At 66.8% G+C, this 21,048-nt stretch carries 22 protein-coding genes; 7 read left to right on the top strand and 15 right to left on the bottom strand.

What is annotated here, in order from left to right; genetic code table 11:
• The first annotated feature begins 104 nt into the window (after positions 1 to 104).
• Entirely contained in the window at positions 105 to 3,287 is a 3,183-nt protein-coding gene (locus tag RH91_RS11455) for a TonB-dependent receptor domain-containing protein (protein WP_010162894.1), read from the top strand.
• A gap of 43 nt (positions 3,288 to 3,330) precedes the next feature.
• Here the strand turns inward: RH91_RS11455 and RH91_RS11450 are convergent, their stop codons facing one another.
• From RH91_RS11450 to RH91_RS11430, 5 genes are all read right to left on the bottom strand, one after another.
• Positions 3,331 to 4,371, bottom strand: coding sequence for an alanine racemase (locus RH91_RS11450; RefSeq protein ID WP_010162893.1), 1,041 nt, complete (start codon positions 4,369 to 4,371; stop codon positions 3,331 to 3,333).
• A gap of 33 nt (positions 4,372 to 4,404) precedes the next feature.
• Complete coding sequence (locus RH91_RS11445; protein ID WP_010162892.1) at positions 4,405 to 6,048, bottom strand: MFS transporter; 1,644 nt, start codon at positions 6,046 to 6,048, stop codon at positions 4,405 to 4,407.
• Positions 6,049 to 6,128: 80 nt separating this feature from the next.
• A complete protein-coding gene (locus RH91_RS11440) occupies positions 6,129 to 6,902 on the bottom strand; it encodes an ABC transporter ATP-binding protein (protein WP_010162891.1) in 774 nt (257 codons plus the stop codon).
• Positions 6,893 to 7,855 carry a FecCD family ABC transporter permease gene (locus RH91_RS11435; RefSeq protein WP_029623799.1) on the bottom strand — a complete coding sequence of 321 codons (963 nt, stop codon included), beginning with the start codon at positions 7,853 to 7,855 and terminating at the stop codon, positions 6,893 to 6,895. The genes RH91_RS11440 and RH91_RS11435 overlap by 10 nt, the downstream gene beginning before the upstream one ends.
• A complete protein-coding gene (locus RH91_RS11430; RefSeq protein WP_010162889.1) occupies positions 7,852 to 8,676 on the bottom strand; it encodes an ABC transporter substrate-binding protein in 825 nt (274 codons plus the stop codon). The genes RH91_RS11435 and RH91_RS11430 overlap by 4 nt, the downstream gene beginning before the upstream one ends.
• Positions 8,677 to 9,014: 338 nt before the next feature.
• Between RH91_RS11430 and RH91_RS23465 the strand changes: the two genes are divergently transcribed.
• The 5 genes from RH91_RS23465 to RH91_RS11415 all read left to right on the top strand — a co-directional run bounded on the left by RH91_RS23465 (position 9,015) and on the right by RH91_RS11415 (position 11,783).
• Positions 9,015 to 9,143 carry a hypothetical protein gene (locus RH91_RS23465; protein WP_269724648.1) on the top strand — a complete coding sequence of 43 codons (129 nt, stop codon included), beginning with the start codon at positions 9,015 to 9,017 and terminating at the stop codon, positions 9,141 to 9,143.
• A gap of 132 nt (positions 9,144 to 9,275) precedes the next feature.
• Entirely contained in the window at positions 9,276 to 9,419 is a 144-nt protein-coding gene (locus RH91_RS22400; RefSeq protein WP_157136909.1) for a hypothetical protein, read from the top strand.
• 136 nt (positions 9,420 to 9,555) lie between these two features.
• On the top strand, positions 9,556 to 9,972 hold the full coding sequence (locus RH91_RS11425) for a hypothetical protein (protein ID WP_037479376.1): 417 nt from the start codon (positions 9,556 to 9,558) through the stop codon (positions 9,970 to 9,972).
• Between the two features lie 100 nt (positions 9,973 to 10,072).
• A complete protein-coding gene (locus RH91_RS11420; protein ID WP_010162887.1) occupies positions 10,073 to 11,551 on the top strand; it encodes a DEAD/DEAH box helicase in 1,479 nt (492 codons plus the stop codon).
• A 10-nt stretch (positions 11,552 to 11,561) separates the two neighbouring features.
• On the top strand, positions 11,562 to 11,783 hold the full coding sequence (locus RH91_RS11415) for a DUF1289 domain-containing protein (RefSeq protein ID WP_051116684.1): 222 nt from the start codon (positions 11,562 to 11,564) through the stop codon (positions 11,781 to 11,783).
• A gap of 76 nt (positions 11,784 to 11,859) precedes the next feature.
• Here the strand turns inward: RH91_RS11415 and RH91_RS11410 are convergent, their stop codons facing one another.
• The 10 genes from RH91_RS11410 to RH91_RS11365 form a co-directional block, all read right to left on the bottom strand.
• A complete protein-coding gene (locus RH91_RS11410) occupies positions 11,860 to 12,492 on the bottom strand; it encodes a glutathione S-transferase family protein (RefSeq protein ID WP_010162885.1) in 633 nt (210 codons plus the stop codon).
• An 83-nt stretch (positions 12,493 to 12,575) separates the two neighbouring features.
• The gene (locus tag RH91_RS11405) at positions 12,576 to 13,448 is read right to left on the bottom strand and encodes a dienelactone hydrolase family protein (protein ID WP_010162884.1); all 873 of its coding nucleotides are present in this window, start codon (positions 13,446 to 13,448) and stop codon (positions 12,576 to 12,578) included.
• A 47-nt stretch (positions 13,449 to 13,495) separates the two neighbouring features.
• Complete coding sequence (locus RH91_RS11400; RefSeq protein WP_010162883.1) at positions 13,496 to 14,587, bottom strand: MBL fold metallo-hydrolase; 1,092 nt, start codon at positions 14,585 to 14,587, stop codon at positions 13,496 to 13,498.
• Between the two features lie 32 nt (positions 14,588 to 14,619).
• The gene (locus RH91_RS11395) at positions 14,620 to 15,279 is read right to left on the bottom strand and encodes an HAD hydrolase-like protein (RefSeq protein WP_010162882.1); all 660 of its coding nucleotides are present in this window, start codon (positions 15,277 to 15,279) and stop codon (positions 14,620 to 14,622) included.
• Between the two features lie 54 nt (positions 15,280 to 15,333).
• Complete coding sequence (locus tag RH91_RS11390; protein WP_010162881.1) at positions 15,334 to 15,834, bottom strand: calcium-binding protein; 501 nt, start codon at positions 15,832 to 15,834, stop codon at positions 15,334 to 15,336.
• 2 nt (positions 15,835 to 15,836) lie between these two features.
• Positions 15,837 to 16,871, bottom strand: coding sequence for a tRNA preQ1(34) S-adenosylmethionine ribosyltransferase-isomerase QueA (gene queA, locus RH91_RS11385; protein ID WP_010162880.1), 1,035 nt, complete (start codon positions 16,869 to 16,871; stop codon positions 15,837 to 15,839).
• A 34-nt stretch (positions 16,872 to 16,905) separates the two neighbouring features.
• A complete protein-coding gene (locus RH91_RS11380) occupies positions 16,906 to 17,655 on the bottom strand; it encodes a peptidylprolyl isomerase (protein ID WP_029623797.1) in 750 nt (249 codons plus the stop codon).
• A gap of 131 nt (positions 17,656 to 17,786) precedes the next feature.
• Positions 17,787 to 18,311 (bottom strand): pantetheine-phosphate adenylyltransferase, encoded by a 525-nt coding sequence (coaD, locus tag RH91_RS11375; RefSeq protein WP_010162878.1) that lies wholly within the window; start codon positions 18,309 to 18,311, stop codon positions 17,787 to 17,789.
• Positions 18,308 to 19,207, bottom strand: coding sequence for a polyprenyl synthetase family protein (locus RH91_RS11370; protein WP_010162876.1), 900 nt, complete (start codon positions 19,205 to 19,207; stop codon positions 18,308 to 18,310). Before RH91_RS11370 ends, coaD begins: the two co-directional genes overlap by 4 nt.
• Before the next feature lie 4 nt (positions 19,208 to 19,211).
• Entirely contained in the window at positions 19,212 to 19,451 is a 240-nt protein-coding gene (locus tag RH91_RS11365) for an exodeoxyribonuclease VII small subunit (protein WP_010162875.1), read from the bottom strand.
• 108 nt (positions 19,452 to 19,559) lie between these two features.
• Between RH91_RS11365 and RH91_RS11360 the strand changes: the two genes are divergently transcribed.
• On the top strand, positions 19,560 to 20,906 hold the full coding sequence (locus RH91_RS11360; protein WP_010162874.1) for an NAD-dependent succinate-semialdehyde dehydrogenase: 1,347 nt from the start codon (positions 19,560 to 19,562) through the stop codon (positions 20,904 to 20,906).
• Positions 20,907 to 21,048 lie beyond the last annotated feature (142 nt).

Raw genomic sequence — 21,048 nt, 5'->3', positions numbered from 1 at the left:
TCGCTGCCGCCTGCATGTACGCAGGATTGTATCGCGTGGAGTACCGAATGAAGCTGAATAATTGGGTGAGTGTCACTGCACTGGCCACTGGCCTTGCGTTTGGAATGAGCATCGCCCCCTCTGCTTTCGCCCAAACAACCCCACAAACCGGTGCTGACGGGGTTACCGGTGTCGGATCCCCCAACGTCGGCGCGACCGCCGACGACACGACGACTGCGCAGGACGACGCGTCCCCCGAAATCGTCGTTACGGGAACGCGTCTCAACCGCCCGAACCTCGATTCGTCGGTGCCCATCACGTCGGTGACCGCGGCCGAACTGCTCAACCGCGGTGGCGTCGCGATCGGCGATCTGGTCAACCAGCTGCCGCAGCTCCGCTCCACCATCTCCCAGTCCAACTCGCAGAACGCGATCGGCCGCGCCGGCATCAGCGCGCTCGATCTGCGCGGCCTCGGTACGGCACGCACGCTCGTCCTGCTCGATGGCCGCCGCATCGTCACCGCGACACCGGGCATCAACCGCCCCGACGTCAACGTCGTCCCCAATGATCTGCTCGAGCGAATCGACATCGTCACTGGCGGCAACTCTGCGATCTACGGGTCGGACGCGGTCGCCGGTGTCGCCAACTTCGTGCTCCAGCATGACTTCGAGGGCGTAAAGGTCCGCGGCCAGTCGGGCATTTCGTCGCGGGGCGATCGCCCGCAATATTCGGCCGCGATCACCGCCGGGCACAATTTCGCCGATGGCCGCGCCAACCTGACGGTCTCGCTCGAATATGCCAACGCCGGCACGCTGACCAACGCCGATCGTGACGAGACGACCGGTGCCTTCAGCGGTCGCAACCAGTTCCAGAGCGTACAGAACACGGGTGCGAACCTGAACCCGTCGGCCGGTGCGCTGCGCGGGGCCGAGCCTTCGACTGGCGACGGCATCCCCGACAGCGTGTTCATCCGCGGGATCAAGAACAACAATATCTCGAGCGGCGGCCTGTTCACCGCGACCTGCCCCAACGCGGCGGCAACCGGTGAATCCGTGGCCGCGTTCAACGCGCGGCGTGCGGCCTCCTGCTCGGGCCTGCCCAACCCTGCCTCGGCCAACGCGCTGGCACAGTTCGGCACGACCTATCTGTTCAACCCAGACGGCAGCCTGACGCCGAACAACTGCGTCACCGACTTCCGGCCCTACGGTTCGAGCAACTGCCAGGGCGGCCGCGGATCGACGCTGCTCGAGAACGGCTTCATCACCCCGGGCCTGGTCCGCAAGTCGGCCTATATCGCGGGTCACTTCAAGGTCGCCGACGCGTTCGATCCCTATTTCGAAGCGCAGTATTTCCGTGCGAATTCGAACCAGGAAGGCCAGCCGACCTTCTTCAACAACTCGTTCAGCATCAACAACCCATATCTGACGCCGCAGGCGCGCGCGACGCTGGTGGCGAACCTTGCCCCCGGCGCGACGACCTTCACCGCCCAGCGCTTCAACACCGATTTCGGTGGCCGCGGCGAAAACCACCTGCGCGAGCAGACCCGGGCGATCGTCGGTGTACGCGGAACGTTCAACGACGACTGGAAGTATGACGTCTCGTTCAACTACGGCAATCTTTACACCTTCTACAAAACCGCGGGCAATCTGAACCGCCAGAAGTACACCAACTCGATCAACGCGGTTCGCAACGGAGCCGGCCAGATCGTCTGCGGTATCAACGCCGACAACATCACCACCAACGACGATGCGGCATGCGTTCCGGTCAACCTGTTCGGCGAGGGCCAGCCCAGCCGCGCAGCGATCGATTACTTCGGCTACACCTCGAGCCGGGTCCAGCGCGCCAACCTGTATGACGTCTCGGGCTATGTCGCGGGTGACCTGTCGCAGCTCTTCTCGCTGCCCGGCGGCCCGATCGCCTTCGTGCTCGGTGGCGAGTATCGCAAGGAAACCGCGTTCGCCGCCTATGATGCGTTCACCGCGGGAACCTCTGGTATCGCATGCCCGGCGGCTGGCTGCACGTTCCTGAACACGATCCCGGATTTCCGTCCGCCCAACCAGATCGTCAAGGAAGGCTTCGCCGAGGTCAGCATCCCGCTGCTCAAGGAACTGCCGTTCGCTTATGAACTGACGGTCGATGGCGCGGTTCGTGTCTCGAACTACAACATCGGCAACACCGGTACGGTCGTCGCGTACAATTTCAACGGCACTTACGCACCAATCCGCGATCTCCGGATTCGCGCCGGCTACGCCCGCGCCATCCGCGCACCAACCCAGCAGGACCTGTACTCGCCGCTGACGCAGACCTTCCTCAACGGCCTGATCGATCCGTGCGGGCAGCAGAACATCAACAACAACCCGAACCGCGTGAAGAATTGCGCCGCTGCCGGGGTTCCGACCACGCAGACCTTCAACGGCGTGACCGAGCCTTTCTCGAACCGTCCGGCATCGGGCATTTCGGGGTTCAGCGGCAGCAACAGTTCGTTGACGGCTGAAATCAGCGACAGCCTAACCGTCGGCGCGGTATTCATGCCGCAGTTCGTGCCGGGGTTCACGCTCAGCGTCGATTATTACTACATCAAGATCAAGCAGGCGATCAACACGCTGACGCCGCAGACGATCGTCAACCAGTGCTACGACAGCCCGGGCGGGATCAACAATCCGTTCTGCGCGTCGATCTTCCGCAACCCGAACGGCACGTTCCGCGGCCAGAGCGACGTCACCAATAACGGCACCACCGTCTCGCTGACGCCGACCGGGTCGTCGTTCGTGGCAGGGCCGTTCAACTACGCCAAGAACACCAACGCGGGTATCGACATCGACGCCGCCTATCGCGGCAAGCTGTCGTCCTCGGCCAATTTCGCGGTTCGCGCGATCGTGTCCAAGGCGTTGATGAAGGACAATTACACCGACATCAACGATCCGAACTTCATCCTCCAGCAGTTGGGCAACCTGGGCGATCCGGAATGGCAGGGGACGCTGTCGTTCAACGTGTCGAACAAGATCTTCAACTTCGGCTATCGTTTCCGCGGCTATGACAAGACCACGATCGCTGCGTACGAGACGCAGAACTCGGTCCAGGGTCGCCCGCCGACGAACCCCGATGCCCTGTCGGTCGTGCGCTATCCGCTGATCTCCTATTCGGACCTGCGGCTCGATATCACCCCGCGCACGAAGTACAGCTTTTACGTCGGGGTCGATAACCTGTTCGACCAGCTCGGGCCGTATGGCCTGATCGGCAACGAGGCCGGCAACCAGTATGACGTGACCGGCCGCTTCATCTACGCGGGCGCCTCGTTCAAGTTCTGATCCGTTCGAACCGTTCCTGGGCTCCCTTCGGGGAGCCCTTTTTTTATGCCCAGAGCCGTTCGAACCGGCTGCCGAGCCCGGTCAGCAGTTCGTATTGCGACATCCCCGATACCGCCGCCGCCTCCGGCAGCGCAAAGTTGAGCGAGACCCAGTCGCCTTCGCCCAGCGACGGCAGCGCGTCGACCGCGATTGCGGTCAGGTCCATCGACACCCGTCCGAGCACGGGGAGCAACGCCGCCCCGACCCGCGCGCAGCCTGAGTTGGTGAACCCGCGCCAATAGCCGTCCGCATATCCGATATTCAGGATCGCCACCTCGATCGGCTCCTGCGCGGTATACAGCGCGTTGTAGCCGATCGACTCACCGGCCGTGAGGGTGCGGCGTTGCAGGATCTGCGCCTGCGGGGTCGCAACCTGCCGGACGACGCTCGCCAGTTCGCCGCGCGGCACGCCACCGTACAGCGCAAGCCCGGGTCGGGTCAGGTCGAACGCATAGCCGCTCCCCAAAGCGATCCCGGCGGAATTGGCGAGGCTCAGCCGACGCGCACTGGTGCGGCCGCGCAGATGCTCGAGCCGGTCGCGCTGGCGCGCATTCGCCGCCGCGTCTTCATCCGCACAGGCGAGGTGGCTCATCAGCGTATCGATCGCGAGCCCGTCGAGCAGGCCGTCCGCGACCTGTTCGGACGACACGCCGAGCCGGTTCATCCCCGTATCGACCATCACGTCGCACCGCCCGCCCCCCGCGTCGCGCCAGCGCCGGATCTGCTCAAGCGTGTTGAGCACCGGGCGCGCGAAGCCTTGCGCCGCCGCTGGCATATCTTCCGCACGAACCCCGTGCAGCACTGACAGATCGACGTGGAGATCCGTGACCAGATCCGCCAGCGCCGCCGCCTCGCCCCAGCTTGCGACAAAGAAATCGCGGCAACCCGCCGCCGCGAGCCGCTCGAATACGCCGCGCGCACCGAGGCCGTAACCATCCGCCTTGACCGCAGCGCCACACGCCGCCGTACCGCTCAGCGCATCGAGCGCGCGCCAGTTGGCGACGAGGGCGGACGTATCGAGCGAGAGGCGAAGCGGCGCGGTCATGCAAGCGCGGGTAACGCCCCGCGCCGCATTCGGCTAGCCCGCCTTCGCCCGCACGCCCTTGCGCATCGGCGGCCGGATGTCCTCGAGCCACAGCACCGTCACCACCAGCGCGAGCGCCACCACACCAAAGGTATACCACAATCCCGCATAGGGATTGCCGCTCCGCGCGACGATGAACTGGCTGATGAACGGCAGGAACCCGCCGAAATAGCCGGTCCCGACATGATAGGGGATCGACATCGAACTGTAGCGGATCCGAGGCGGGAACATCTCCGCGAGCAAGGCCGCGACCGGACCGTAGGTGATCCCCGACAGTGCACTCAACGCAAGGATCGCGACGAGGATCAGCGCAATGCTCCCCGGCGCGGGCACGACCCGGTCGAGATTATACCCCGCCTTGGTCAGCGCAGCATCGAGCCCCGCGCTGCTCACGTCTTCCACCGGGCTGCCGCCGATGATCACCAGCGTGACCGGGGTCTGCGCCTTGCGGTACGGCACGCCCTTGCGCGACAGCGTATCGAGCAATTGCCCGCACGCATCCGCCTGTTTGGCGGCGAACGGATTATAGGCGCAGGCCGGCCCCGAGACGACCACCGGCGCATGCCGCGCCGCATCCGCCAGCGCGGGATTGGCCGCGCTCCCCATCACCCAGAAGATCGGGAACAGCAGCAGCAGCGTCAGCGCATAGCCGATGATGATCGGGTTCTTGCGGCCGTAGCGATCCGACAGCCGCCCGAAAAAGACGAAAAACCCGAGCCCGCCGAGCGCGCCCACGCCGACGATCAACTGCGCGGCGGTCTCGTTGACGCGCATCGGCCCTTCAAGGAACGACAGCACGGTGAACATCGCGGTGTACCAGATCACCGTCAGCCCCGCCGCGATCCCGAACAGCGCGACGAACAGCCGCTTGAGATTGCCGGGATAGGTGAAGCTCTCGATGAACGGGTTGTGCGCGGTCTCCCCGGCGGCCTTCATCTGCTGGAACACCGGGCTTTCGGACAGCTTGAGCCGCATGAACAGCGACACGGCGAGCAGCAGCAGCGAGAAGATGAACGGCACGCGCCAGCCCCATGCGGTCCACGCCGCGACCCCCAGCGCCCCCTTGGTGATCAGCACGACGGCGAGGCTCAGGATGAACCCGCCCGCCACGCTCGCCTGGATGAAGCTGGTGTAATAGCCGCTTTTCCCGGGCGGCGAGTGCTCGGCGACATAGATCGCCGCGCCGCCATATTCGCCCCCCAATGCAAGGCCTTGCAAGATCCGCAGCCCGATCACGATAAACGGCGCGGCAAGCCCGATCGACGCCGCCGAGGGCACCATCCCGACCGCCGCGGTCGCCAGCCCCATCATCGCTATCGTCACGAGGAAGGTATATTTGCGCCCCAGCCGATCGCCCAGGAACCCGAACAGAATCGCGCCGAGCGGCCGGAACCCGAAGCCGACCGCAAACCCCGCCCAGGCGTAGAGCGTCTGAAGCAGCTCGCTTTGCGCTGGGAAGAAGGTCCGGCCGATGATCCCGGACGCGGCGAGCGTCCCGTAGATGAAAAAGTCATACCATTCGAAGATCGTGCCAAGCGACGAGGCGGTGATGATCAGCTGAATGTCGCGGCGGCTCGGCTGGGGCACGGCCTCGGGAGGATTCCCGGGTCCAACATCGCCCGCCAGAATTGTCGCCATCGTTCACCCCTTGTCCCATGCCGTTCCCGGCTTCCGCGAGAGGATAAGCGGTTTCGGCGCGGCGGCAAGCGCTGGCCGCGTCAGCCGCGTCCGGTCGGGATGCACAGCGGCCGCCCGTCCGCATCGGGCACGACCGAGACCGCGATGTCGAACACCGCGCGCAGCCGTGCTGCGGTCATTGTATCGCGCACCGGCCCGTGCGCCACGAGGTGACCGTCGCGCAACAGCAGGACATCGTCCGCGACCCGCCCGGCGTGAATCAGATCGTGCAGCACGATCACCACCCCCCGCCCCGCGTCGGCGACCGCGCGGAACCGGTCGAGCATGTCGAACTGATGCGCCGGATCGAGTGCGGCGAGCGGTTCGTCCGCGAGCAGCCAGTCGGGGGTTCCCGCAAGCGTCCGCGCAAGCAGGACGCGCGCGCGCTCGCCCCCCGACAGCGTCGCGATTCCGCGGTCGGAAAGGTGCTGCGTGCCGGTCGCGTCCAGCGCGGCGGCGATCGCCGCGCGGTCGGCTTCGCCCGGCGCGGCGAACGGACTGCGATACGGCAGGCGCCCCAATGCGACGATCTCACGGACCGGAACATCCCACTGCACCCGGCCATCCTGCGCGAGATAGCCGATCGACCGCGCCCGCTCGCGCGGCGGAATCGTCGCGACATCGCGCCCGCCCAGCCGGACGGTCCCGCCGCTCGGCACGATCAGCGCCGCCATCGCCTTGACCAGGCTGCTCTTCCCCGCACCGTTCGGGCCGAGGATTGCGGTGATCCGCCCCGGCCGGAAGACCGCATCGACCCCGCGCAGTACCGCACGTCCGCCGAGGGTCACGTCGAGGCGGTCGACGGTCAGCTCCACGTCATGCGCCCACGCAGCAGCAGCCACAGGAAGAAAGGCGCGCCGATCATCGCCATCGCCACCCCCAGCCGGACTTCGCCCGGGCCCGGCGCGAGGCGGCACAGGCTGTCCGCCACCAGCACCAGCACCGCCCCGCCGAGCGCGCTCGGCAGCAACAGCGCGGACGGCCGCGCGCCGAACCACGGACGCAGTACGTGCGGCACGATCAGGCCGACGAACCCGACCACCCCCGTCGCTGCGACACACGCGCCGACACCGAGCCCGGTCCCGACGACCACCAGCGCCTGCACCCGCCCGAGCCGAACCCCAAGCGACCGCGCGGTATCCTCCCCCAGCGCGAGCGCATCGAGCGCACGACCGGTCAGCGAGAGCACGCCACCGCCAAGCAGGAGGAAGGGAAAGGCGATCTGCACGTCCGACATCCCGCGATCGGTCAGCGCGCCCATCAGCCAGTCGAGCACTTCCGCCACCGCATAGGGGTTGGGCGCGATCGAGATGACGAACGCGGTCAGCGCGCCCGCAAGGCTCGCGAGGACGGTGCCGGCGAGGATGAACTGGACGCTGCTCGCACGACGCCAGGTCAGCGCCGCGAGCAACGCCATCGCCACACCCGCCGCCGCCATTGCGCACAAGAACAGAAGGATCGGGCTCTCCGCAATCCCGAACACGATCGCCACGACCGCGCCGAGCGCCGCGCTGGACGATACGCCGACGACCGCGGGGTCCGCGAGCGGATTGCGGAGATAGCCCTGCAACACCGCCCCCGACAGTCCGAGCATCGCGCCGATACCGAGCCCGAGCAGCGCCCGCGGCAGCCGCAGCTCGAACAGGATCGCCCCATCACGTCCACCCGCGAACCACGCCGTCGGCGGGATCCACAGTTTCCCCGCGCTCAGCGACAGCGCGAGAGCCGCCACGACCAGCACGACCAGCAACGCATGCCGCCTGCTCATGCGATCCGCCGCCGGATCGCGACCAGCCGTTCGAGCGCGGGAACGATCGTCGGTCCGCCGCAATTAACCAGCGCGCGGGGAAAGACCGCTTCGCGCGTCCTTGCCCCCATGCGAGCAAGCACCTTGTCGCGCAGCACCGCACCTCGCGAGCGTTCCGGCGACAGGATCAGCCGTGGCGGCGCGGCGGCGATCGTCTCCAGCGCGACCGGGGCGCTGTACGCAAGTCCGTAGCGCCTCGCCGCGTTCGACAGGCCGGCACGCCGCATCAGGGCATCGAGCAAGGTGTCGGGACCATTGGCAAGCGTACCGCCGAGAAACAGCAATGTCTCGACCGGCGGCCCCGCGCGGGGCACCGCCGCCAGCGCAGCGTCGATCCGCGCGATCATGTCGCGCCCCCGCGCGGGAGCATCGACCGCGTTCGCCAGCACCCGGATCTGTGCCTCGCTCGCGGCGACCGTCGTGGGAGAGTCGAGCACCAGGACCTTCAGCCCCGCGCGGGCATAGGCTGCCTGGGTCGCCAGCGGCGTGAAGCGCGACGTCACGACCAAAGCGGGGTGGAGCGCAATGACCTCCTCCGCGGTCCCGGCCGTTGCGGGGTACCGTCGCGCGACCGGGAGGGGCAGCGAGGTCGCGCGCGGGTCGTGCGAATAGGCGCTGATCGCGCGCAACCGCTCCGGCGCAAGCTCGATTAGCATCGCATCCGCGCACGGATTGGTCGAGACGATGCCATCCCGCATCCTGCGCGCGTCCGGCGCGGCAGCGCATCCCGCCGGCAGAATCGCGAGCGACAGCGCCGCGTATATCCCCCGCCTGTCACGCATTGGACGCCGTCATCTTGCCGTTCGCACTCCATTCGTTTGTCCCGAAGTACGGCGGCCCCGGCCCCCTGTCACGTAGGCGGCACGGCTGGCAGCGATTGGCTCAAAAAAGTTTCGGCGCGCAGTGCCGCACCTGCGAACGTCCCGGAGCACGATCGCGGTGATGTCGATACGCTCGCGCATCCGCCGTTATTCCCAGAACCGGTTACCCTATTTTGACGCTGGAAGGAACGGTACCGGTACCATCCTTACTGCCGCTTCGGAGCGCGTTCGTTCCCGCGCAGTTGGGGCGTAAGACATTGCACGAAAGATGAAATTCGCGCTGCAAACGATTTCGGGGAATGGTTTTCATGATCCGCGGCTTTCCGGGCCGCGTGGTCGCCGGCACCGGACCGGACGATCCCGACGACACGATCGCGACACCGCTGCGGATCGGGCGGGAGCGCTGGCACGCGCCGCGCCGACGCTGATTATCCCGCAACGCAATATGAAACGGTCGTTTCGCGTCTGTACGCTGCCTGAACAAACGCTTGTCAGGTCCGTTAATCTTATTAACCATTACTACCCAAGACGCCTTAACGGGTCGGAAAGGAGCGTAGAGGATGCGTATCGAATGGCAGCAGTCTGCCCCCCTTGGCCGCGCTCCAGCCAAGCGGACGGTTTCACCCGCAGTCGGAGTTGCGATTGCGGGCTTGATTTCCCTGTTGATGTGGGCAGTTATCGTGCTGGTCGCCATCGCGATCTGACAATCGTCGCACGCGCCCATCATAAGGGATTTCCGTTTGCTTTTCTACCAGTTCAGCAACGGTTCAATCCGGTAGGGTAACACAGTCGTTACCCATGCCTAATGCCGTCTTGCCCCTTTTCCTCATGCTAGCGCTCGTGCCGTCTGCTTCGGCAGACGTGCCGGTGTTCGATCGTCTCGAACTGGCACAAATGACGATCCACCAGCGGATCATCATCCGGATTCCGCGTGTGCTCGGCGGTCATCCGACACAACCCTTGCAGAGCGATCGTGCGATCCGCTGGACCGCGAAGAAGGGGCCGAAATGCATTTCCGCAGATCTGCTCGAAGGGGCGATCATCACCGGCTCGGACAGCGTCGATCTCCTGATCGCGGACGGTAGCCGCCTGCGCGCCGAACTCGACGATCACTGTCCTGCGCTCGACTTCTATTCCGGCCTGTATCTCAAGCAGACCAGCGACGGCCTGGTGTGCGCCGACCGCGATTCGATCCGCGCGCGATCGGGCAGTGTGTGCCGGATTGACGGGTTCAAGCGGCTGGAAGCACGCCGCTGACCGTCAAAAGTGCCCTTTATCTTGACAATTGCCCCCCGATCCGCAAGCGCTTGACGCCGTTTACGGGCGCTCTCGCCCGGACGATCATTCCGGACACCGCATGACCTTTGCCGATCTCGGCCTTTCCGACGAACTCCAGCGCGCCGTCAACGAGTCCGGCTATACCGAGCCGACTCCGATCCAGGCGAGCGCGATCCCGTCGATCCTGATGGGCAAGGACCTCGTCGCCGTCGCACAGACCGGAACCGGCAAGACCGCCGCGTTCGTTCTGCCCATGATCGACATTCTCGGCGAAGGCCGGTCGCGCGCGCGGATGCCGCGTTCGCTCATCCTCGAGCCGACGCGCGAACTCGCCGCGCAGGTCGCGGAGAACTTCGAAAAGTACGGCAAATATCACAAGCTCTCGATGGCGTTGCTGATCGGCGGCGTGTCGATGGGCGACCAGACCGCCGCGCTCGAAAAGGGCGTCGACGTGCTGATCGCGACCCCCGGTCGTTTGATGGACCTGTTCGGGCGCGGCAAGATCCTGCTGACCGGCTGTTCGATGCTGGTGATCGACGAGGCGGACCGGATGCTCGACATGGGGTTCATCCCCGATATCGAGGAAATCTGCACCAAGTTGCCCAAGACCCGGCAGACGCTGTTGTTCTCCGCGACGATGCCGCCGCCGATCAAGAAGCTCGCGGACAAGTTCCTCGACAATCCCAAGACGATCGAGGTCGCACGGCCCGCGACCGCCAACGTCAACATCAAGCAGTGGCTCGTCCCCGTCACCGCCGCCAAGAAGCGCGACACGCTGATGAAGCTGTTGCGCTCGGAAGACGTGCAGACCGGGATCATCTTCTCGAACCGCAAGACGACCGTGCGCGAGCTCAACAAGGCGCTGCAGCGTGCGGGCTTCGCCTCGAGCGAGATCCATGGCGACATGGAACAGTCGCAACGGATCGCCGAGCTCGACCGGTTCAAGAAGGGCGAGGTCAAGATCCTCGTCGCGTCCGACGTCGCCGCACGCGGGATCGACATCAAGGGCGTCAGCCACGTCTTCAACTTCGATGCACCCTGGCATCCCGACGATTACGTCCACCGGATCGGTCGCACCGGCCGTGCGGGCGCGACCGGGATCGCGTTCACCTTTGCGACGCCGGACGATGCCGAGAATATCCAGAACATCGAAAAGCTGACCGGGCTCAAGATCGAGCGCTACACCACGGGCGATCCCGCGCCGATCGCGGAAGAAGCGCCGGTTGCCGAGGCCACCCCGACCGCGCCGAAAAAGCGTCGGACCCGGAGCAAGGCAAAGACCGACGGACCGTCGGTCGAGACCGCAGCCGTCGAGCCCGGCGCGCCAGTGGTCGATACCGCCGAGCCGGAGGACGTTCCGGTCGACGTCGCGCCCGCGACGCGCAGGGAACGCGCACCCCGCCGCGAGCGCGCGCCCGCTCGTGTCGAAGCCGCCACCCCTGCCCCTGCACCTACCCCCGCGGCTCGACCGGAGCGCCGCGAGGATCCCGTTTCCACCGATGACAATGGTTGGAACGGCCCCGTCCCCAACTTCCTGCACGCGCGGCTAACCTACTGAGTCCCGTTCGATGGATCGGCCCGCAGACCGCGCCGCTGGCCCGTCGATCGTAAGCCCCTGCGTGGCGCAGTGCCGGATCGATCCGGCGAACGCCCTGTGTACCGGCTGCGGCCGCACGCTGGACGAGATCGTGCGCTGGTCGACCGGCACGGACACGTGGCGTGCCGAGGTAATGGCAGGGCTTGCGAAGCGGCTGAGCGATGCCGGAGAGGGAAACCCGAGAGCCCTTTGACGGGTAACACGTATCCGCTGAATTCAACCGGTATCAGCGTGACAGCCGTGTTGCCCGCCCCGGCCCCGGAGCGTTTCTAGTCCACCGCCTCCGCCACCGGCGCAGCGATCAACGCGTCGTCGATTTCACTCGCGCGACGATACGCCGGACGGGCCTTCACCCGCGCCGCATAGTCCTCGAACACCGCATTGGCCGGAATCGACCCGAACTGGAGCCCCCAGATCACCTGCGATCCGGCATAGACATCGACCGCACTGAAGCGGTCCCCGCCGAAATACGGGTTGACCGTGATCGCCTTGGCAAACGTCTCGATCGTCAGGTCGAACGTGCCATAGCCCGCCATCCGTTGCTGCTGCGGCTCGTTGGTCGTGACGCCGAGCGACCGGTTGGTCACCGCCTGTTCGACCGGGCCTGCCGCGAAGAACAGCCAGCGGTAATAAGCCGCCCGGTCGGCCAGCGGCGGCGCGAGCCCGGCCTCCGGGAACGCGTCCGCGAGATACGCGCAGATCGCAGCGCACTCGGCGACAACGTGTCCGTCATGGACGATCGCGGGGACCTTCCCCATCGGGTTGATCGCGAGGAACGGCTCGCCCTTCATGTCCGAGGCATAGTCGAGCACGACCGTCTCATACGGCGTCCCGACTTCCTCGAGCATCCAGCGCGCAATCCGTCCACGCGACATCGGGTTGGTATAGAGCGTGACCGACATCGTTTTTCTCCCGACTCGAAGACCAGAACAGGAGTAGAACATGGCGGCGACATGCGGTCAACGCGATTTCGTTACGGTATCGATCAAAGCGTCCGCCCGAACAACGCCAGCATCCGTCCCCAGGCCTTGTCCGCCTGCGCCGCATCGTACACGCGGCTGTCGGGCGGGCACCAGCCGTGCTTGGTCCCGGCATAGACCTCGATCTCGGCAGGCAGTTTCGCCGCCGCAAAATCCGCGCGCAGCGTGTCCTTGTCGGTCGGCGCGCGCTGGTCGTCATTCTCGGCGATCGCGATCAGATACGATGCCTTCATCCGCGGGATGAGCTTGTCGGGCGAATCCGCCTCGGTGCCGACGAGCCCGCCGCCGTGGAAGGTCGCGCCCGCCTTGATCCGGCCGGGGTTGGCCGCTGCGGTCCGCATCACCATCGGACCGCCCATGCAATAGCCGCTCGACGCCATCCCGCGCTTGCGATCGACCTGCGGCTGTGCGTCGAGGAACGCGACGAACGCGGTCGCATCGCGCACCGTTCCCGCCGGGTTCAACGCCTTGGTGAACGGCATGATCTTCGCGCGTACTTCGGGCTGGTCGTAGGATTCGCCCGGCGCGAGGAACGGCGCCTTGGTGGAGCGGTAGAATTGATTGACCACGAGCACCGCATAGCCCGATTGCGCAAGCCGGTCCGCCATCTGCCGGAACGCCGGGCGCAACCCCATGATGTCGGGCCACATCAACACCGCCGGATGCTTGCCCGTGGCAGGCGCGACGAAATAGGCGTCGGCGGTGCCGTCGGGGGTCTTCACGGTCACGTCGCGGCCCTTGATCGGCGCGGCATTGGCAGGCGCGGGCAGCAGCAGCGCCAGTCCGGCCGCCCCGCCCAGTGCGGCGAACTGTCGGCGCGAGATCGCGCCATCGCCGAGAAACGCGTCGTTATCGGCTGCGGTATGCTCGTCGCACATAATGGTCTCTCCTGATTCGCCCGAAGTCGTTGACCAAGGCTAGCGAATCACGCTGCCCGATACCACCGGACACCGTCGATCGTTTCGTGGACCGCGCGCCGCTCGACCTCGAGCCGCCGCAGATGCGCGAGCGCCTCGCCCGTCGCCATGCCGAGCATGTCCGGCCCGATCGCGCGCCGGAACAGCCGCCCGAAACAATCGATCGCGCGCCGCGGTTCGGCGAGGAAGGCGTGGAGCGCGTCGAGCCGCTCCCGATGCTCGCGGTCCATCGCGTCGAGCCGCGGGTGCAGCCCGGTGAACGGGTCGCCATGTCCCGGCAGCACGAGCAGGTCGTCGGGCAACTGCCTGAGTCGCGCGATCGATTCGAACCATTCCCCCAGCGGGTCCGCCTCGGGTTCGGTCACGCCGAGCGAAACGTTGGGGCTGATCCGCGGAAGCACCTGGTCCCCCGCGATCAACACCTTGCCGATCGGGTCATACAGGCAGGCATGCTCAGGACTGTGCCCCGATCCGACCACGACCTGCCACGCGACCCCACCGATCGTGAGCGTGTCGCCATGCGCGATGCGGGTATAGCCGAGCGGCAGCGGCGTCACGATCCGACGGAACCCCGCCCAGCCGCGCGCCTCGGCGTGCGCGATCTGCGCCTCGTCCCACCCTGCCCCGCGCCAGAAGGCAAGCATCTCCTCGGGCACCGCATCGCGCGCATCCGCGATCAGCATCCGCGCGGTCAGCCATTCACCGCGCGTCATCACCAGCGGCGCGGCGTGCCGGTCGCACATCCACCCGGCAAGCCCGATATGATCGGGGTGGAAATGCGTGCCGATCATCCGCGTCACACGCACGCCCGACAGTTCGCCGCGCCACAGCGTCTTCCATGCATCGCGCGCGTCGGTCGTGTTCATGCCGGTGTCGATCAGCGCCACGCCATCGCCGCGCGGATCGGTATCGTCGAGCAGCCAGCAATTGACGTGCCGCAGCGGTCCCGGAATGTGCAGCCGGACCCAGCGGATCCCCGGGGCAACCGGCATGGCGGTCCCCGGCGTGGGTTCGCGACCGCCGAACGGGTAGACGAGCCCCTTGTGGGTGGTCGGTTCGGGGGCCTGCTCCAGCAGGGCGGCGTCGGGCGCATCGGACATAGGTTGCAAGTAACAACGCGATAAGCGCGAAGTCACGCGCTATGTGCGACCACGGTTCCGCCGAGCACCAGCGCCGCGATCTGTGCCGGAGTCTCGAACGCGAGATCCGGCCGCATGGCCAGCAGCGCGTCGGGGCGCGCATAGCCCCACAGGACCGAGCCCGCCGCGATCCCGACCTTGCGCGCCGCGACGATATCGCGCGTCTCGTCGCCGATCGACAGCACCTCGCCGCGCAGCATCTTGCTCCGCCGCAGGACACGACGATAGCAGCGCGCCTTGCCGAACAGCGATGCGCCGCATTCGAGCCAGTCGAACGCCGCCACCGTCGGACCGAGGATCGCGCGCGCATTATGCTCGGCGTTGGACGTGACGAGCGCCAGCCGTACGCCGCCGTCGCGCAATGCGCTCAGCAACGGCACGATCCCGTCGAACAACGCGATCCGGTCGGTCTGCTGCGCCAGCAACGCATGGAGATAGCGCGCCATCGCCGGGAGCTTCCAGCGCGGGATGCCGAGCAGGCGGATCACCTCGCGCGTGCTCTTCCCGCGCAAGGCCTCGACCTCGTCCGGGGACACCCGGCGGAACTTGAACCGGTCGGCGAGATGATCGACCGTCGACAGGAACCAGTCGCCACTATCCGCCAGCGTCCCGTCGAAATCGAAGATCACCAGACGATAGCGCGGATCCCCCATGATGCCGTGCTCCTGCGATGGCTGACGACGTCCGGGAGCACCGCCTCCCGTGCGTTACGGTTTACGCTTCCGCTTGCCCGTGTCCACCGGGCGTAAACCGCTGCGGATCGTCAGCAGCTCGGCGCGGGTGACCATGCCGTCGCGGTCGAGATCGAACCGCGCGAACAGTCGGCCGAACTCCTCCTGCAATTCCAGCACGGTAATGCGGTTGTCCTGGTTGGCATCGACCCCGAACGGGCTCGGCAGCGCGTTGCGATCGCCAAGCCAAAGCAGCGCCCAGTCGGCGTAGCCGATGTAACCGATCGTCCCGCTGTTCGCGGTGTCGATCCGCGCGAAGCTCCGCGCGACGCACGCATCGAGCTCGGCGCGGGTGGTTCGGCCGTCGCCATTCTGGTCGCAGGCGGCGATGAACAGGGCGGCGGGTTCGGCGACGATCGTCGCGGTGGGTTGCGCAGGCGCGACCGGCGCGGCGATGGCGGGCGGCGCGGTCTGCGCGCCGGCGCTTCCCCCGGCGAGGACGCCCAATCCCAATATCGCGGCAACGACCAGACGCATTCTCAGTCCTTCGACGGCAGCAGCAGACTGGCATCGCCATAGCTGTAGAAACGATACCCGTCTTCTATCGCGTGTGCGTAGGCGGCCTGCATCCGGTCGATCCCCATCAACGCGCTGACGAGCATGAACAGCGTCGAGCGGGGAAGATGGAAATTGGTCATCAACCCATCGATCCCCTTGAACCGATACCCGGGCGTGATGAAGATCGCGGTGTCCCCCTCGAACGCGCGGATCTGCCCGGATGCATCGGCGGCGCTCTCGATCAGGCGCAGGCTGGTCGTGCCGACCGCGATCACCCGCCCGCCGTTCGCGCGGACCGCGTTAAGCCGGTCGGCGGTGGCGGCGTCGATCCGGCCCCATTCGGCGTGCATCCGGTGCCGCGTGGTGTCGTCCGCCTTGACCGGCAGGAACGTCCCCGCGCCGACATGCAGCGTCAGCGTGGCGTGATCGACCCCCGCCGCCGCCAGCCGCGCAAGCAGCGCGGGCGTGAAGTGAAGCGCAGCGGTCGGTGCGGCGACCGCGCCTTTCTCCGCCGCGAACATCGTCTGATAGTCGTCCTGGTCCTGCGCGTCGGCGGGGCGGCGCGCGGCGATATAGGGCGGGAGCGGCATCCGCCCGGCGCGCTCGAGCAGGAGTTCGACCGGCTCGTCGCCTTCGAAATCGAGCGCAAAGCTGCCGTCATCGCCGCGGTCACGCGCACGGGCGACCACGCCCGCGCCGAAATCGATCGCATCGTCCTGCTTGAGCCGCCGCGCGTTGCGGATGAACGCACGCCACCGGCGCGGCCCCTCGCGCTTGTGCAGCGTCGCGCCGATCTTGGAATCGCCCCGGCGTCCCTCGAGTTGCGCCGGGATCACGCGGGTATCGTTGAACACGAGCAGATCGCCCGCCCGCAACATCCCCGGCAGATCCGCGACCGACAGGTCGCGCGTGTCGGCCCCGTCGAGCAGCAGCAGCCGGGCGCTGTCGCGGGGCACGGCCGGCCGCAGCGCGATCCGCTCGGGCGGTAGCGCGAAATCGAACAGGTCGACCTTCATGACGCTCCTCTTCCGCGCCGCAATCGCTGGCGGATTATGCCGCCTTCTTGCGCGGGGCCGCGACCGGCTTCGCGCGCGGTGCGAGCTTCAGCGTCGGCACGGGCGTCGGCAGCGCGACGGGGGCCGGCGGCGCAGGGACATAGGCAGGTGGATTATCGGTGCCGAGATAGGCGTGGAGGATCCGCGACGGGGCCGTCGGCGGCTCGCCGCGCGCGACCGCGTCGACATATTCCATCCCCGAGATCACGCGACCGAACACGGTATACTTCTTGTCGAGCTTCATCGTGGGGTTGAAGACGATGAAGAACTGGCTGTTCGCACTGTTCTCGGCCTTGGTGACGGCCTCGACCGTCGCGCCCTCGGCCGCGCCCTCGCGCGCCGCCGACACCGCGCCGCGCACGTGCGGCAGCCAGTTGAACTCGGCGGGAACGTTGGGAAGGGTCGAGCCGCCGGTGCCGTCGCCCTTGGGGTCGCCGGTCTGCGCCATGAATCCCTCGATCACGCGGTGGAACAGCAGCCCATCATAAAAATGCTGGCTGGTGAGCAGCTTGACGCGCTCGACCATCTTGGGCGCCGCATCGGGGCGCAGCCAGATGACGACTCGGCCACCGGTCGACAGGTCGAGATACCACAGGTTCGCGGGGTCGGTCACCGACGGTACGGCCGGCCGGTTGCTGGTCACGACCTTGGCGTCCTTGACCTCGACCTTCTCCTTCTTGGCGGCGAAGGCGGGGCCGGAAACCAGCGCGAGGATGAAGGCAAGAAGGGTGGCAACGAAACGCATCATGTCCCCGCGGAAAAGCTCGGTGGAAGGTCGCTTAGACCAAGTCGTCGCTTGCGCCAACGTGAACGTCGGTGCGGCAGTGCTGTGGTGGATGCCGGGGGAAAGCGACCATAATAGGGCCGCCCCATATTTCAGGGCCTGGCGCGATGCGCCTCGCCCTTGCGCCCGATCTTGTCGACCCGCTCGGCCACTTCAACGGCGACCGCAGGCGTGACGAACCGGTTGATCGGCCCGCCGTACAGCGCGATTTCCTTGACCAGACGGCTCGCGATCGGCTGGAGCGAGACATCCGCCATCAGGAACACCGTCTCGACCCGCGGATTGATCTGCTGGTTCATGCCGGCCATCTGATACTCATATTCGAAGTCGGCGACCGCGCGCAGCCCGCGGACGATGACCTTCGCCCCCTCGCGCTCGGCGAAATCCATCAGCAGCGAATCGAAGCTGACGACGTGGATCTCGCCCTCGACCCCCTCGACCTCGCGCTGGACCATCGCCATCCGCTCGTCGATCGTGAACATCGGCGACTTGGACGGGTTGGTCGTCACGCCGATGACCAGCCGGTCGACCAGCTTCGCGCCGCGCCGGATGATGTCCATGTGTCCGAGCGTCACCGGATCGAACGTGCCGGGATAGACCCCCGTGCGGATCGTCACCGATCACGCTCGAGCGTGAAGCGCGCGATTTCGCGGAGCAGGTCGGCCTCGGGGCCGTAATGCTTGAGATGGTCGATCGCCTGGTCCACCAGCATCCGTGCCTGTTCGCGCGCCCGCGGCAGGCCGAGCAGCGACAGGAAGGTCTCCTTCCCCGCGCCCGCATCCTTGTGCAACTTCTTGCCGACCGCAGCCTCGTCGCCTTCGACATCGAGGATGTCGTCGGCGATCTGGAACGCGAGCCCGAGGTCGCGCGCATAGCCGCGCAGGCCCGTGCGGCCTTCCGGCGGCAGCTTGCCGAGGATCGCACCCGCCTCGACCGAACAGGCGATCAGCGCACCGGTCTTCATCGCCTGCAACCGGGTGACGGTCGGGAGGTCGAAGGTCGATTTCTCCGCCTCGAGGTCCATCGCCTGCCCCCCTGCCATCCCCGCCGGGCCAGCGGCGCGCGCGAGATCGAGCACGAGCTCGCTGCGCACGAACGGGTCGGCGTGCGTCGCGGGATCGGCGAGGATTTCGAAGGCGAGCGCGTGGAGGCAATCGCCGGCGAGGATCGCGGTTGCTTCGTCGAACGCCTTGTGGACGGTCGGCTTGCCGCGCCGCATGTCGTCATTGTCCATTGCGGGCAGATCGTCGTGGATCAGCGAATAGACGTGGACGCACTCGATCGCCATGCCAGCGCGTCCCACGCAATCGCGATCGACCGCGAACAGCCGCCCGGTCGCCGCGACCAGCAACGGACGCAGGCGCTTGCCCCCGCCGATCGCGGCGTGGCGCATCGCGCGGTACAGCGGGGCCCGCGCATCATCGGGGATCGCGATCAGCGAATCGAGACGTGTGTCGATGTCGGTGCCGACGTCGACAAGGGCGTCGGCAAGCGACAAAGGCGCGATGCTCATCGGGTCAGACTGCCGCAAAGGGCTGCGTGCCGATGGCCCGCCCCTCGCTGTCGGTCCGGATCGCCTCGATCCGTGCCTGCGCCGCATTGAGACGGTCGTCGCAGCGACGCCGCAGCTTGTCGCCACGTTCGTAGAGCGCGATCGCCTGATCCAGCGGCGCGTCGCCGCTTTCGAGCCTCGACACGATCCCCTCCAGTTCCTTCAACGCCGCTTCGAACGTCAGCTCTTCGATCGGTATATCCATGAGCAACCTATGCGGCAGGCATGCGACGGGGGTCAAGGATACGTCGCCAAGACTTTGCGTTTGATGGTCGCAATCCCATCTCTGGGCTTCCCCGCAGGAGCGATTTCCATGTTTACCAGTATCAACCCCGCCACCGGAGCCCCCGGTGAGAGCTATCCCGAGCTGACCGGGGACGAGATCGAGACCAAGGTGGCGCGCGCCGAAGCGACGTTCCGCAAGTGGCGGCTGACCGATGTCGCGACGCGCGCCGCGCTGCTCGAGAAGATCGCGGAGCAGTTCGACGCCAATGCGCACCGGCTCGCGGAGATCGCGACGCGCGAAATGGGCAAGACGCTCGCCTCCGCGCTGTCCGAGGTCGAGAAATGCGCCGCTGCCTTCCGTCACTATGCTCAGGAGGGCCCCGCGATGCTCGAGCCGCGCGCCTTCCCGAACGCGACCGCGACGTGGCACCCGATGGGGCCGGTGCTCGCGGTGATGCCGTGGAACTTCCCGTACTGGCAGGTGGTGCGCTTCATGGCACCGACGATCCTCGCGGGGAACGTCGGGTTGCTCAAGCACGCGTCGAACGTCCAGGGCTGCGGCGCGGCGCTCGAGGAGATGGTGATCGCTGCGGGCGGCCCGGCGGGGCTGTTCCAGAACCTCGCGATCAAGTCGGACAAGGTCGCCGCGTTGATCGCCGACGACCGGATCGTCGCGGTGACGCTGACCGGGAGCGAAGGCGCTGGCATGAAGGTCGCGGAAGCCGCGGGGCGCGCCCTCAAGAAGGTCGTGCTCGAACTCGGCGGGTCCGATCCGTTCATCGTGATGCCCTCGGCCGACCTCGACGAGGCGGTCAAGCAGGCGGTGACCGCGCGGGTGCAGAACACTGGCCAGTCGTGCATTTGCGCCAAGCGGATGATCGTCCATGCCGATATCTACGAAACGTTCCTCGAGAAGTTCTCGGCGGGGATGCAGGCGGTGGTCGCGGGCGACCCGCTCGATGCCGACAGCACGATGGGGCCGCTGTCGAGCGAGGAGCAGCGTCAGACCGTGCTTGGCCAGTTGAAGCTGTTCGAACAGGCGGGCGCGAAGCTGCTGTTCGGCGGTGAGGCGCTCCCCGGCAAGGGCGCGTATATGTCGGCGGGGATCCTGGTCGACGTCCCGCTCGACGATGCGGTCGCGCATGAGGAACTGTTCGGGCCGATCGCGATGCTGTTCAAGGCGGACGATCTCGATTCGGCGATCGCGCTGGCCAATGCGGTGCCGTTCGGGCTCGGCTCGTCGGTGTGGACGAACGATGCGGACGAACGCGCGCGGTTCGAGCGCGATATCGAGGCGGGGATGATCGCGGTCAACGCGATGCTCGCGTCGTCGCCGGAAGCGCCGTTCGGTGGCGTGAAGCGGTCGGGCCACGGGCGTGAGCTCGGGCCGTACGGGTTGCATGAGTTCATGAACCTGAAGACCGTGATCGGGTAAGCTTCTAGTTTAAGCCCCTCCCCTTCAGGGGAGGGGAAACTTAGTCTTAGCCCCTCCCCTTCAGGGGAGGGGAAACTTAGTCTTAGCCCCTCCCCTTCAGGGGAGGGGTTGGGTGGGGAAGTGCCTCGCAGAGAAGTTTGTT

Origin of the sequence: Sphingomonas sp. PAMC 26617 (assembly GCF_000242835.1) — a bacterium.
GTDB lineage: Bacteria > Pseudomonadota > Alphaproteobacteria > Sphingomonadales > Sphingomonadaceae > Sphingomonas.
Note: the sequence above shows the minus strand (reverse complement) of the source record. Positions and strands in the feature narration are given on the sequence as shown.

Coding starts and splice junctions, on each gene's coding strand:
- RH91_RS11455 (WP_010162894.1), top strand. CDS start 105: ATGAGCATCGCCCCCTCTGCTTTCGCCCAAACAACCCCACAAACCGGT.
- RH91_RS11450 (WP_010162893.1), bottom strand. CDS start 4,371: ATGACCGCGCCGCTTCGCCTCTCGCTCGATACGTCCGCCCTCGTCGCC.
- RH91_RS11445 (WP_010162892.1), bottom strand. CDS start 6,048: ATGGCGACAATTCTGGCGGGCGATGTTGGACCCGGGAATCCTCCCGAG.
- RH91_RS11435 (WP_029623799.1), bottom strand. CDS start 7,855: ATGAGCAGGCGGCATGCGTTGCTGGTCGTGCTGGTCGTGGCGGCTCTC.
- RH91_RS11430 (WP_010162889.1), bottom strand. CDS start 8,676: ATGCGTGACAGGCGGGGGATATACGCGGCGCTGTCGCTCGCGATTCTG.
- RH91_RS23465 (WP_269724648.1), top strand. CDS start 9,015: ATGGTTTTCATGATCCGCGGCTTTCCGGGCCGCGTGGTCGCCGGCACC.
- RH91_RS22400 (WP_157136909.1), top strand. CDS start 9,276: ATGCGTATCGAATGGCAGCAGTCTGCCCCCCTTGGCCGCGCTCCAGCC.
- RH91_RS11420 (WP_010162887.1), top strand. CDS start 10,073: ATGACCTTTGCCGATCTCGGCCTTTCCGACGAACTCCAGCGCGCCGTC.
- RH91_RS11415 (WP_051116684.1), top strand. CDS start 11,562: ATGGATCGGCCCGCAGACCGCGCCGCTGGCCCGTCGATCGTAAGCCCC.
- RH91_RS11410 (WP_010162885.1), bottom strand. CDS start 12,492: ATGTCGGTCACGCTCTATACCAACCCGATGTCGCGTGGACGGATTGCG.
- RH91_RS11405 (WP_010162884.1), bottom strand. CDS start 13,448: ATGTGCGACGAGCATACCGCAGCCGATAACGACGCGTTTCTCGGCGAT.
- RH91_RS11400 (WP_010162883.1), bottom strand. CDS start 14,587: ATGTCCGATGCGCCCGACGCCGCCCTGCTGGAGCAGGCCCCCGAACCG.
- RH91_RS11395 (WP_010162882.1), bottom strand. CDS start 15,279: ATGGGGGATCCGCGCTATCGTCTGGTGATCTTCGATTTCGACGGGACG.
- RH91_RS11390 (WP_010162881.1), bottom strand. CDS start 15,834: ATGCGTCTGGTCGTTGCCGCGATATTGGGATTGGGCGTCCTCGCCGGG.
- queA (WP_010162880.1), bottom strand. CDS start 16,871: ATGAAGGTCGACCTGTTCGATTTCGCGCTACCGCCCGAGCGGATCGCG.
- RH91_RS11380 (WP_029623797.1), bottom strand. CDS start 17,655: ATGCGTTTCGTTGCCACCCTTCTTGCCTTCATCCTCGCGCTGGTTTCC.
- RH91_RS11370 (WP_010162876.1), bottom strand. CDS start 19,207: ATGAGCATCGCGCCTTTGTCGCTTGCCGACGCCCTTGTCGACGTCGGC.
- RH91_RS11365 (WP_010162875.1), bottom strand. CDS start 19,451: ATGGATATACCGATCGAAGAGCTGACGTTCGAAGCGGCGTTGAAGGAA.
- RH91_RS11360 (WP_010162874.1), top strand. CDS start 19,560: ATGTTTACCAGTATCAACCCCGCCACCGGAGCCCCCGGTGAGAGCTAT.